10 protein-coding genes are annotated in these 12,866 nt (G+C 53.9%); 5 read left to right on the top strand and 5 right to left on the bottom strand.

The window, feature by feature from the left end:
* The first annotated feature begins 358 nt into the window (after window positions 1–358).
* A complete protein-coding gene (locus LG297_RS20220) occupies window positions 359–1,393 on the top strand; it encodes a porin (protein WP_404423517.1) in 1,035 nt (344 codons plus the stop codon).
* 592 nt (window positions 1,394–1,985) lie between these two features.
* Window positions 1,986–3,008, top strand: a complete 1,023-nt coding sequence (locus LG297_RS20215; protein WP_404423515.1) for a porin — start codon at window positions 1,986–1,988, stop codon at window positions 3,006–3,008.
* A 78-nt stretch (window positions 3,009–3,086) separates the two neighbouring features.
* On the opposite strand, the gene LG297_RS20210 is transcribed toward LG297_RS20215, so the two are convergent.
* Window positions 3,087–4,307 carry a glycosyltransferase family 9 protein gene (locus LG297_RS20210; protein WP_404423513.1) on the bottom strand — a complete coding sequence of 407 codons (1,221 nt, stop codon included), beginning with the start codon at window positions 4,305–4,307 and terminating at the stop codon, window positions 3,087–3,089.
* A 33-nt stretch (window positions 4,308–4,340) separates the two neighbouring features.
* Window positions 4,341–4,979 carry a thiamine phosphate synthase gene (locus LG297_RS20205; RefSeq protein ID WP_404423511.1) on the bottom strand — a complete coding sequence of 213 codons (639 nt, stop codon included), beginning with the start codon at window positions 4,977–4,979 and terminating at the stop codon, window positions 4,341–4,343.
* A 54-nt stretch (window positions 4,980–5,033) separates the two neighbouring features.
* Between LG297_RS20205 and LG297_RS20200 the strand changes: the two genes are divergently transcribed.
* Window positions 5,034–5,729 carry a YggS family pyridoxal phosphate-dependent enzyme gene (locus LG297_RS20200; RefSeq protein WP_404423509.1) on the top strand — a complete coding sequence of 232 codons (696 nt, stop codon included), beginning with the start codon at window positions 5,034–5,036 and terminating at the stop codon, window positions 5,727–5,729.
* Window positions 5,730–6,007: 278 nt separating this feature from the next.
* Here the strand turns inward: LG297_RS20200 and LG297_RS20195 are convergent, their stop codons facing one another.
* On the bottom strand, window positions 6,008–6,697 hold the full coding sequence (locus LG297_RS20195; RefSeq protein WP_404423507.1) for a response regulator transcription factor: 690 nt from the start codon (window positions 6,695–6,697) through the stop codon (window positions 6,008–6,010).
* Between the two features lie 244 nt (window positions 6,698–6,941).
* Between LG297_RS20195 and ribA the strand changes: the two genes are divergently transcribed.
* Together ribA and LG297_RS20185 are read left to right on the top strand one after the other, a co-directional pair.
* Window positions 6,942–8,090 carry a GTP cyclohydrolase II gene (ribA, locus tag LG297_RS20190; RefSeq protein WP_404423505.1) on the top strand — a complete coding sequence of 383 codons (1,149 nt, stop codon included), beginning with the start codon at window positions 6,942–6,944 and terminating at the stop codon, window positions 8,088–8,090.
* 173 nt (window positions 8,091–8,263) lie between these two features.
* Window positions 8,264–9,826 (top strand): hypothetical protein, encoded by a 1,563-nt coding sequence (locus LG297_RS20185; protein ID WP_404423503.1) that lies wholly within the window; start codon window positions 8,264–8,266, stop codon window positions 9,824–9,826.
* A 78-nt stretch (window positions 9,827–9,904) separates the two neighbouring features.
* Here LG297_RS20185 and trpS read toward each other — a convergent pair whose 3' ends face one another.
* Together trpS and murJ are read right to left on the bottom strand one after the other, a co-directional pair.
* A complete protein-coding gene (gene trpS, locus LG297_RS20180; RefSeq protein ID WP_404423501.1) occupies window positions 9,905–10,903 on the bottom strand; it encodes a tryptophan--tRNA ligase in 999 nt (332 codons plus the stop codon).
* A 171-nt stretch (window positions 10,904–11,074) separates the two neighbouring features.
* Window positions 11,075–12,625, bottom strand: coding sequence for a murein biosynthesis integral membrane protein MurJ (murJ, locus tag LG297_RS20175; RefSeq protein ID WP_404423499.1), 1,551 nt, complete (start codon window positions 12,623–12,625; stop codon window positions 11,075–11,077).
* Between the last annotated feature and the right edge of the window lie 241 nt (window positions 12,626–12,866).

Genomic DNA, 12,866 nt, shown 5'->3' with positions numbered 1-12,866 from the left:
AGCCTTTCAGGCCTGACATTTCTAAAGAAATTATGTTTTCAAGTTCGGATGGGGCTTTCTTCTTCCGAATTCTTATCTGGAATATTTATGAACAATAGTCATTTTAATGTGAACTGGTTTCTGCAGGAAATTATTATAATAAGGAGTATCATATTAAAGGTACGCACGGTCAGTAAAAATGGCAAAAAAAAGGCCAAAAATGTGACTTAATTATCACATATACACACCTAAATGATAGGTGGTCATTTATTATAATTGACCTTAAGTCATTATATCCGTTTTACTCTTGCTCAGGGATCGGGAGGCCACAGTCTGGTTCGTGGTGTTGCTGATCCGATACAATCATCAAGAGGGTAAGATGAAAAAGATTCTTGTTGCTTCCAGCGCGCTCGTCGCTGTCGCCTTCGCCGGTTCGGCACAGGCGTCTGAACCGATCAAATTATCGGTTGGCGGTTATATGGAACAGTGGATGGGCGTTGCCGATCAGGACTCCGGCGAGAGCGTAAACGCGTTCCAGTCCGACACCGAAATCCATTTCAAAGGTTCGACCACCCTTGATAACGGCATTGAAGTTGGTGCCGTTGTCGAGCTCGAAGGTGAATCTTCTGCTAGCGATCAGGTTGATGAACAGTATCTGTACATTAATGGTGGTTTTGGTCAGGTCAAGCTTGGTAAAGAAGACGGCGCTGCCGACGATATGGGGATCACTGCACCGTCCGTTGGCCCGGTTGGTGTTAACGATGGCGATCTGACCAACTGGGTTCAGGCCTATCTTCCGGATACCGTTCCGTCGACCGGCGATCACAAACGTGTAACCTATTATACCCCGGTTCTTGGCGGTTTCCGTGCTGGCGTTTCCTATGCCGACGACGATACCTCCAACAATGACGACACCGCGACCGAAGGCGACAATGTCATTTCGGCAGGTCTTGAATATAACGCCGATTTTGATGGTTGGTCACTTGGTCTTTCGGGCGTTGGTGAAAACCAGGGTGAAGGCAACTGGTATGGTCTTGGTGCCAATGTCGGCTTTGGTAACTTCACCGTTGGCGGTTCTTGGGGCCACATTGAAGACGATTTCGGTCTGACTGAGCGTGACACTCCCGGCGCTGATACCGATACTTTTGATATTGGTGTTGCTTACGCGATGGATGCAGCTTCCATCTCGCTCAGCTATGCCTACTCCGAATATGGTAACCGTGACGATGACCAGACCGATGCCGGTGCTTCGTCAAGCGGCGAAATCAGCACGGTTGACCTCGGCCTTGCCTACACTCTCGGTGCAGGCGTAGCTTGGAAAACTTCCGTCTTCTGGTTCGATGATAGCAACGACAATAGCGACTTTGATAATGATGGCTATGGTGCTGTTACCGGTCTGGCTCTGACCTTCTAATCCGTTCCTGATTATTGGTACGATTTGAAGGGGGCGGTTTTCCGCCCCCTTCTTTTTGTCTTTTGCAACTCCCGTTGTGCTGTGAAGCGCTGAACGGGATTTTTTATGCAAGGTTGCCGGATGTCAAAGCTACACGGTGCCGTCTGCTGAGCGCGGCCGGGCATGTCTTTCCCTGTATATTTTGACGAGAAAGACCGTAGCGTTTTTGTCTTGAGAAGCGGGAAGGGAGTTCGCGCAGGCATGAGGGTGAGGGTATGCCTGCGCGAGGGGTATGTCATCTAGTCGCCTGAGGCGACCTTTCCTGTGCTTGTTGCTTCCAGCGTGGAAATTAAATGACTAATGGTCATATAATGTGCGACCAGGGGAATTTCAATCTGTATTTCAATTCTTTTCGTCATAGCTGGCATTCTCCATGGCGGACCGGAATGTCCGGGTCGTCACCTGTGACAGATATGCCACGGGTGGCAAAGAATTGAGATGCCTCTTTTCATTATAATTGACCAGCGGTCATTTAATTTGTTTTATCCCCAAGGAGAGTTCGGGCGTGGCGATGTTTCCATGTCCGGTTCAGCATTAATCCGAGAGGGTAAAGATGAAAAAGATTCTGATTGCTTCCAGCGCACTCGTCGCTGTTGCTTTCGCAGGCCAGGCACAGGCTTCTGAAAAAATCAAACTGTCGGTTGGCGGTTATATGGAACAGTGGGCTGGTTTCGCTGACCAGGAAGTCGGCGATCGCAACAATGCTTTCCAGTCCGATACCGAAATCCACTTCAAGGGTGCTACCACCCTTGATAACGGCATCGAAGTCGGTGCGGTTGTCGAGCTTGAGGGCGAAACCTCAGGCGACCAGATCGATGAGCAGTATCTGTACGTCAATGGCGGCTTCGGCCGCATTGAAATGGGCAAGAATGACAGTGTCGCCGATTCGATGCAGCTCGTTGCACCTGCCGTCGGCCCGGTTGGTGTCAACGATGGCGATCTGAGCAACTGGGTCGATGCCTATCTGGTCGACACCACTGTTCCGAATGGTGACCAGAACCGTGTGACCTATTATACGCCAAGTCTTGGTGGATTCCGCGCGGGTGTTTCTTTTGCCGATGACAGCCATCACAATGGCGATACCGATCGCGGTGATACGTCTGGTGCGGGTGACAACATCGCTTCCGGTGCTTTGGAATATAACACCGATCTGAACGGTATTGCCTTTGGCGTTTCGGCTATTGGTGAAAACTGGGGCGAAGGCAACCTGTTTGGTGGCGGCCTTAATGTGGGCTTTGGCAACTTCACCGTCGGCGGTTCCTATTCCCACACGGATGACGATTACGGTTACAGCCAGGGCGATAGCGATCCGGACGATACCGATCAGTTCGATGTCGGTGTTGCCTATGAAATGGATGCTGCTGCGGTATCCCTGACCTATGGCTATGCCGAATATGGTAATGGTGACCGTGGTGACGGCACCGGTGAAATCAGCACGGTTGATCTGGGCCTTGCCTACACCCTTGGTGCCGGCGTTGCCTGGAAATCCTCGATCTTCTGGTTCGATGACGAAGTTGACGGCGCGGAAGACAATGACGGTTACGGTGCTGTCACCGGTCTGGCACTGACCTTCTAATTCTTCGGAATTGTTCGGGGAGGGGATGAGTTTTCATCCCCTCTTTTTTATGGGTGCCGTATCGCAGGCTGGCTTTGATCAGATGCCGAGATCCTTGCGTAGAAAAGCGAAAAAATGCTCTTTCTGGTGTATAAGATCGGCCACACAGGGCACCGGGCTTTCGGTGACAAGCCGTTCTGCCAGCGCCTTGTCCGAGTTGACCGGCAAATTGACCAATTTGGACATCGGTAGGCCAAGACTGCCCATGCAGCCGATTCTGCCGGAGGCGGTTGCACGTAATTTGGCAAGCCCACACGGGGCTGCGCAGAAATTGCCCTTATAGCTGCTTTGCCACGGGTGAAGGTTGTGGTGGCGGCCCTGCAAGACGGTTGCGGAGGCCGAGCTGTAAACACCTATTCCCGGGGTTTGGAACAGCTTGGTTATATGAGCCGGGCCGCTGTCGGCCAGCACGACGTAATCTTGGTCGCGGATGAAAGACACAAGATTGCCGATGGTTTTGAAGCCGTCGACGATCCGGATATTCGGGTTGTTAAATGGCCCGATGGTATCCTTGTATTTTTTCATAACCCCCTGATAGGCGTTGAGGATCAGGGTGGTTTCAAAGTCTGCTTTTGCAAGGATTTCAGCCATTTCTCGCACCAGTTCGGGTGGCAGAGTGCGAAGCGGCGAAGATGCCATCGGTAGAATACCGATTTTCATGCCCGGCACCCGTTTCGGCGTACGCTCTACCGTGAGCGGAATGGGGGGAATGTCGAAAGCTTCGCAAAGCGCTTCTTCAGGGTTAACTGGCATGGTCGCGATATCTTTCCAGCCCTCCATCTCGCTAAAATCGATCATATAGTCGAATGTCTTGAGGCGTTTGGCGGAGATGAAAAGCTGAAAGACCACAATATCGGGAATGGTTGCAAAAATGTCGGATGCGCTACCGCTATTAAGCACGGCAATTTTTGCACCGGGATATTTCATCGCAAAGGCGCGCAAAAACAAAACCATACCGACACAATCGCCAATCGCATCGTCCGGGATCAGAAACAACACCCGTTTGCGATCAAAATCGGTCTCGGCCCAGGCATCGCGCGCTAGCACATCAGGATGAACGTCATCGGAGATAATTTTTACCGAGGGTTCGTTGGCCAGAACCTGTTGGCGCAAAAGCGATGTCGTGCGGGTCAGATAGGCCGGGCTGTTGTCCGATGCCTGCGTGAGTTCGGCACTGACATTGGGCAGGCCGAACCGGAACGGCTGTTTTGATGCAAACCGGGTAAATTTTTTGCGGGCGGGATGGTGATGTGCAGGCATTGTCGGCGATCTCCGGTCACCTTTTACTTGGTATTATGTGGCAGAGAACCCGATCCCGGCCAAAGATGCAACGCCCGATCCCCTTAACATCGTGACATTGTCGGGTTTTATGCCGCCAAGGGCAATCGGGACGATGCCAAGGCTTTGACAAAAGGCGGCTTGTTGCAGAAAGGCTGTAAAATCCATACCCGGCTGGCCGGGGTGACTTCGGGTCTGGAAGACTGGCGAAATCAGGGCTGCATCGGGTGAGTCGCCGGATGGCAGCAGCGCAAGCCTGCGCAGGGTTTGCAGTTTGTGACAGGCCGAGGTGATCAGCATGCCATCCCGTACCTGCCGATATATCTGTGGGGTTTTGTGGATGCGGTATTCCGGGAGGTGAATGCCATCGGCATCAAGATGCTGTGCCAGCGCCAAGTCATTGGCAATTAGGAAAAGATGGCCGTATTGGCGGCAGATGCGCCGGACCCGATAGGCGAGTTTGGCGCGGTCCGCGCGGGCAAGGCCGTAATGGCGGAAAATCACCATGCTTTTGGGGGGAAGACCGATGATGGCCGGGACCGGATCGGGCAGGCGTTTGTCGTCAGTCATCAGCACGATCGGCGGGATCTGGCAATTCGGGCCGCCATTACGCAAATTGAGTTGGCGTGCCTGCTTTGCCAGTGTGGCATCCATTGATACTATCCCGATTCTGTTCAACCGATTCCTTTCCGATTTGGGCCATCATCCATGAGCGATCACACTCTGTCATCCGGCAATTCCGATATCGCGGCCAATCTTGCCGAAATTCAGCAAAATATCGATACGGCCTGTGCTGCGGTCGGTCGGGAAAGCAGCGATGTAACCCTGATTTGCGTCAGCAAAAACCACGATGCCGGGCATGTGCGCAACGCCCTGATCGAAGGGCGACGCGTGTTTGGCGAGAACCGGGTGCAGGAAGCCGCCGGGAAATGGCCAAGGCTGCGGGATGAGTTTCCCGATATTGAGCTGCATCTGATCGGGCCGCTTCAGACCAACAAACTGAAAGATGCCGTTGACCTGTTTGACGTGATTGAAACTGTCGACCGGCCGAAGCTTGCCAATGCGCTTGCAAAACATCGCGGCAATACCGGCGAATGCCCCGATCTTTATATTCAGATCAATATCGGTGAAGAACCACAGAAGGCCGGAATCGCACCGGCGGATGCCGACGAGTTTATTATCGATTGTGTTGAACGTTTGAAATTGCCGATCAGGGGGCTGATGTGCATTCCGCCGGTTGATGAGGAACCCGCACCGCATTTTGCCCTGCTGGGAAAGATTGCTGATCGCCATAATTTGCCGGTGCGCAGTATGGGTATGAGCGGCGATTACGAAGCCGCAATCCGCCTTGGCGCAACGCATATTCGGGTCGGGACGGCAATTTTTGGCTCTCGCGGGTATTAAATTGTCAAATGGCATCCTTTAAAGGTGCCTGAAAAGCGATTTTTGCCTGTTTTATTGTAAATACGATGATGTTTACGCGATTTTTGGCCTGTTCAGAGGTGATTTTTGGTCAATGTCGTGAATTTGATAAAAATTGTGGATAACTTGGCCAGAAGTATAGGACGCAGTCGGAACCGTTTTGTGACGAAAAAAACCAAAAAAATCCCGCCAGGCAGTTTCGAGCCCCGGCGGGATTTTGCACATAACGCGGTCTTCTGCCAATTGGCAGATGCCGAAACTTACGGAACCAGTTTATAACCACCTGGTTCGGTTACCAGGATCGTTGCGTTTGACGGGTCCTTTTCGATTTTCTGGCGCAGACGATAGACGTGGGTTTCCAACGTATGGGTGGTTACCCCGGCATTATAGCCCCAGACCTCGTCGAGCAGGGTTTCGCGCGTAACCGGTTTGTCTCCCGCCCGGAACAGGAATTTCAGGATCGAGGTTTCCTTTTCCGTCAGGCGGACCTTTTTCTCGGTCGTGGTCTCGATCAGAATCTTGGCACTGGGCTGGAAACTATAAGGACCGATAACGAAAACCGCGTCCTCGCTTTGTTCGTGCTGGCGGATATGAGCGCGAATGCGTGCCAGCAGCACGTTCAGGCGGAACGGCTTGGTTACATAATCATTTGCCCCGGATTCGAGGCCGAGAATGGTGTCGGAATCGCTGTCGGCCCCGGTCAACATGATAATGGGGGATTTGACCCCGGCGCGGCGCATCAATTTGCAGACATCGCGACCATCCATGTCTGGCAGGCCGACATCAAGAAGGATAATGTCGTAATAATTTTCCTTGGCTATTTCGAGCGCGCTTTGGCCGCTATTGGCAACAACGCATTCGAATTCCTCGTGAAGGCGGAGCTGTTCGGTCAGAGACTGGCTAAGCGCTGCGTCATCCTCAACCACCAGAACCTGTTTACCTGTCGACATTCGCCATCCCTTGCTGCTTGCTGCCCAACAAATCCCACCTATATTTGAAGTCCATATCGTGCGGGAACCTGTTCTTTTTGTATCATAAGTCTTCCAGACCCTTAGGATCAGAGTCTCATACTGCGTTTTCAAGAACAAACTGTTTTCGCTTTAGCCCATTGACGTGCAACTTATCCAGCCCCATACCGACCGGATCGCGATGTTGTGATCGCCTGTGACAGACCCTGAACAAACAAAGACTGCAATGACCCAATCCGCTGCTGCACCATCACAAGCCTATATTTCCGCGACTGATCTTGTGACCGTATCGCGTGCTGTCGCAGATTTGCGGCGCGGCGAGATTGTTTTGGTGCGGGGGCAGGCAAACGGAATTGTGCATTCTGTCGCGGTGATTGCCGCCGAGCCGCTTTCCGATCACGGGCTGGCGCGACTTGACGAGATTGCGGGCAAAAGCGGCAACACGGCAATTGTTTTGCCGCGCGTGCGCGCCAGATCGTTAGGTCAGACCTGCAAGAACGATCACTTTATTGCCTTTGTCAGTGCGAAAAAGTCCGGCGTCAATGCGCAGACACTGGCAGAAATCGCCAATCCGTTGCTGGACCTTGAAACCATGCCTGCCGGTGCCTGGCGTCCGGTCAGTATGGCCGAAAATGCCGCCATACGGCTCGCAAAGCTGGCAAGGTTGTTACCAGCTGTTGTGACTGCACCAGTCGCGCCAGAGCAGCTTGAAACGCTCGCAAAGACCCAGAACCTTCTGGTGCTGCAATCGGATAGCATCAACGGATACGAAGATGCATCGGCCGCAACCCTGCGCCAGGTCAGCGAAGCGCGCGTGCCGCTGGAAAATGCCGAAAATGCTACGGTGATTGCGTTTCGCCCCGAAGATGGCGGGCAGGAACATCTGGCGATTGTGATTGATCAACCGGTAAAGGATCAACCGGTTTTGATCCGGCTGCATTCGGAATGCTTTACCGGCGATCTGATCGGGTCGTTGCGCTGCGATTGCGGGCCGCAACTGCGCGGGGCGATTGCCGAAATCGCCAAAAGCGGGCAAGGCGGGATTATCCTTTATCTGCGCCAGGAGGGACGCGGCATCGGGCTTGTCAACAAGTTGAGGGCCTATGCGCTTCAGGATCGCGGGTTTGATACGCTTGACGCCAATGAAGAACTTGGCTTTGATGCCGATGAACGGGTGTATCGCCCGGCAGCTGAAATGCTGCGCCAGATGGGGTTCGAAACCGTTCGGCTTCTGACCAACAACCCCGAAAAGCTTACAGGGCTTGAAAGCTGGGGCGTTACGGTGGCCGAGCGGGTGCCGCACAAATTTCCGTCCAACGGTCATAACGAATTTTATCTTCAGACAAAAAAGGACCGGGCCGGCCACCTGTTTTAATCCGTGCAGAACGGAAGAGCATTACTATGACTTCCTGATGCTACCCGGCAGAAGATTCCGACAGGCAGTTTTGCGTCAAGTATTACTTATGTAAAACCCTTTAAAATCAGTACATTATCGGATATCAAAACTGGCACTCCTTTTGCAAATTAACCGGCAAGAGGAGGACAGATATGTCGATTGGTGCAGATTGGCGGCAATTATCGCCCGGTAACGGGGCGAGCATCGCAAGCGGAGCGGCTGGCAGCAAGGCAGGCGGATCGAACACGGCCGCGCAGTTTGTCGATGGTGAACAGGAAGGCCGCAGCTTTTCCGAATATGTGTTCGGCGATGATGGCTTTGAATTCACCGACTTCCTCGATGTGATCAATCCTTTGCAGCATATTCCCGGCGTGGGCATGATTTACCGTAGCATCACCGGCGACGAGCTGGGCAATGGTGCGCGGGTTGTTGGCGGCGGGTTGTTTGGTGGTATTTTCGGTCTGGCCGGGGCGGCGATTGACGCGGTTGTGGATGTGACGACCGGGAATGATACCGGCTCGCACATCATGGCAATGTTTGAAAATGACGAGGCCCCGGCGGATCAGCCGGTCATGGCCGATGCGTCTGATGCGGGTGCCGGAAGCAACATCGACAGCGATCTTGTCCTCCCCTGGACGGTTGGCGATACGTCGATGGCAGGTGTTACCGGCATACCGGTCGATCCGGCAGAGCAGGCAATGATTACCGATGTTGCCCCGGTGACCGGCGTTGAAACGCTGGCGATGAACGGGCAGCCGGGGGCGACGGAGCCGTCTGCCGCGAGTGGCCTGAGCACGACGACCTATAATGCTGCCGGTCTGGTAATTCCCTGGGGAACCAACCCCGCAGCTGATCCGGTTGCCAACGCGACCAATAGCGGCGTAATCGCGGCCAATGCGCAATCCGTTACGCAACCAGCGTCCGTGCAACCGACCAGCTCGGGCGCAGATAACGATACCGCAATGCAGGCCGCAGAACGCCTTTTGGCGCAGGCGGGTGATGATGTTGCCGGAACAAATATCAATGCACAGGATACAGATCCGGCCGAACTGGCCGTGGCGATAGCGCGCGCGGGGCAGACCGATATCGCATCGAACATGACCATGCGTGCAGCAGAAACCGGCCGCAACGGGCATCAGCCAACGATCCAGCGGGCATCCTTTAACAGCGATAATGGTGATACGGTCTGGTCGCGTGCGCAGAATTCGGGCCGTCTGAGCCGCGGACCTTCGCAATTTGCTGTGTCCCCGGAGATTGCCGCGCGTGACGCTAAATATGCCAAACTCAATCAGGATAATACGGCAAAACCGGCAGCACAGAATCCGGGCATGGATCAATCGGCACAGCCGCAAGGTCGGCAGGGACAGCAAGCCCCGCTGAGTGCAGCGGAAATGGCTGCGCGTTTTAATGCGGCCCTTGGTCATGACCGGGCACAGATGATGGCACATGATGCTGTCGCATCAGCCAATGCGGTGGCACAGGATAAATCCGCTGCGGGTAATCAGGACAGCCGAAACGATGGTGCCATCAGGACCCGCGAGGTTGCGCGCAATGACAGTGCTGATGAAGCCGAAACCGTCCATCCCCTGATGAAACAGGCCGAAAGCCATAGCGATGCACCGGTCGGCGTCTGGTTCAGTCAGACTATGATGGACGGGTTGAAGAAATATCAGGCTATGCAGCAAAATCGTCAGCCGGAAGGCAATTCGATCTGACCACTGCTATCAAGCCCAAATCATGAAACCCGGCAATCGGATGATCGCCGGGTTTTGTTTTGATCTGGTCGCGAAGCCTTAGCGGTTTAGGAAACCGACGATTTCCTTGACCTCGCGCAGGATCGGTTGGGCAATGGCGTCCGCACGTTCTGCACCCTTTGCCAGCACTGCGTCGATATAGGCATTGTCGGCCTTGAGACGTGCCATTTCTTCGGTGATTGGTGCCAGTTTTTCGACAACGACATCGGTCAGGGCCTGTTTGAAGCCCGAGAACTGGGTCCCGCCATGTTCTGCCAAAACGTCCGCGACTGTTTTGTCGGTCAGGGCGGCATAGATGGTGATCAGGTTCTTGGCTTCGGGGCGTCCTTCAAGACCGATGGCCTCGCTTGGCAGCGGTTCCGGATCGGTTTTGGCCTTGCGGATTTTCTTGGCCAGCGTATCGGCATCGTCGGTCATGTTGATGCGCGACATATCCGATGCATCGGATTTCGACATCTTTTTCGAACCGTCACGTAGCGACATCACACGCGTTGCCGGACCCAGGATCAGCGGATCGGGCTGCGGGAAAAATTCGATGCCAAAATCATTATTGAACTTGATCGCGATGTCGCGGGTTAGTTCAAGATGCTGTTTCTGGTCTTCGCCGACCGGCACATGGGTCGCCTTGTAGGCCAGAATGTCGGCGGCCATCAGGCTCGGATAGGCATAAAGACCAAGCGATGCGTTTTCACGGTTCTTGCCAGCCTTTTCCTTGAACTGGGTCATGCGGTTGAGCCAGCCGATGCGCGCGACACAGTTGAAAATCCAGGCCAGTTCGGCATGGGCCGACACCTGGCTTTGGTTGAACAGGACATGTTTTTCCGGATCAATACCGGACGCGATCATGCTGGCAGCGAGTTCGCGAATGTTGGAACGCAGTTCATTGGGCTCTTGCCAGACGGTAATGGCATGCAGATCAACGACGCAGAAGATGCATTCGAAGTCTTTCTGCAGCGCGACCCAGTTGCGGATTGCGCCAAGATAGTTGCCAAGATGAAGGTTGCCGGTGGGCTGAGCACCCGAAAAAACACGTTCCATAACGATGTCGTCCATTTCCAAAAATGTGTTGAGTGACCTGCTGCTCCGCCAGGTTTTGGACACCCGCCGGCGGACGAGCCTGCAAATCTTCGGGCGGGAGTTAAGCCGCCGGACCGGATTTGGTCAAGCGGCTTGTCCGCAAATGATGGAAATAAGGTGAAATAGTCTTCTTCAGGCAGTGTTGCCGCGTTTCAGTGTTGCTTTCAGTTCCGAGAAACTGGTCGCGCCCGAAAGTTGTGCCGTGATGGCGTAAATCAGCAACCCGCCACCGACCAGCCCGGCCATGGTGATGACGCGCGTAATTGACAGGGCATCGTTTTGCCACAGCCAGTCGATGGCAAACCACAGGGCAAGCCCCATCAGAACCGATGAAAATAATATGCGGGGTACCCGGCGTTTAAGCCGGTCATCAAAGGCCAGATCACCACGTTTGTGAAGAATCCAGCCCAGCGCGCCTGCATTGATCCAGACCGAGGTCGAGGTGGCTGCCGCAATGCCAAGATGGCCGAAGGCGGGCATCAGGGCGATGATCAGAACGATGTTGATCACCATTGCTGAAATACCGATGCGGATCGGTGTTTTGGTATCCTCGCGCGCAAAGAATCCTGGTGCGAGAACCTTGACCAGAACCGATGCGGGCAGGCCAAAGGCAAAAATGGTCAGTGCCATGCCGGTCATGATTGTTTCACTGGTGCCAAAGGCACCACGTTCAAACAGGACATTGATGATTGGAATGCCCATCACGCCAAGTGCAACGGCAGAGGGCAGGGTCAGCAGCAGCGCGATTTCGATGCCGCGATTCTGGCTATACATTGCGGTTTTGGGATCTGCTCCCTGAAGCTGGCGCGACAGTGTCGGCAGCAGGGCCGTGCCAATTGCGATGCCTATGACGCCAAGCGGTAATTGATGGACGCGGTCGGCATAGTACAGCCAGGATACGGCGCCATCCGAAACAAGGGATGCCAGCATGGTATCGATCAACAGGTTCAACTGATAGACGCCTGCACCGATCATGCCCGGGATCATGCGTTTGCCCAGCAACTTTACCCGGCCATCGATTTTGGGCAGTTGCCATTTGATGGCAAAACCGGCGCGTTTGCACGCAATCACCAGGCAGATGAACTGTGCGACACCGGCAATCGCAACCCCCCATGCCAAGGCATGGGCCGGAGTTTCGGTCATCGATGTCAGGCCAAGAAGAGCACCGATCAGACAGATATTAAGGATAATCGGCGCACCGGCTGCCGCGGCATAGCGGTGCAGGGTGTTGAGCACACCCGACATCAGGGCAACAGCCGAAATAAAGGCGAGATAGGGAAATGTGATGCGCGACAATTCGACGGCAAGGGCGAATTTTTCAGGGTCTTCGGCAAAGCCCGGTGCAAAGATATGCATCGCCCAAGGCATGGCGATTTCAATAATCGCAACCAGAAAACCGGTAATCAGGACAAGCATCGACATGGCGCGTGCGGCAAATTCGCGTGCGACATCAAGACCGCGTTTCTCGATGTCACCTGCAAGCAACGGTACAAAGGCTGCACTGAATGCACCTTCGCCAAACAGGCGCCGGAACAGGTTGGGGAATTTGAACGCGACGAAAAAGGCATCGGCCATGCCGCCCGCACCGAGCATCCCGGCAATCATAATGTCACGGGCAAAGCCCAGAAGACGCGAAAGCAGGGTAAAACCACTGACCGTGGCGATGGAACGTACAAGCGACATTCGCGATCAAATCCGAATAAGGTTATGAACCAGAATATGTTTTCACGGATCGGGATACATAATACCCGGCCCAGTATGTATGAAATCTGCCAGCCGAAGGTGAATAACTCGTAATGACGGCGGAACGGCGGCGGCCAAAACCGAGATTTCCGAACAAAAACGGGGGACTGTGTTGAACTTTTGTGAAATGGGATGCGTTTTTGTAAAAAATTCAGATGGTTGTGACAGCCGTCACAGAAAA

This window comes from Thalassospira australica (assembly GCF_044790785.1).
Lineage (GTDB): Bacteria > Pseudomonadota > Alphaproteobacteria > Rhodospirillales > Thalassospiraceae > Thalassospira > Thalassospira australica_A.
Note: the sequence above shows the minus strand (reverse complement) of the source record. Positions and strands in the feature narration are given on the sequence as shown.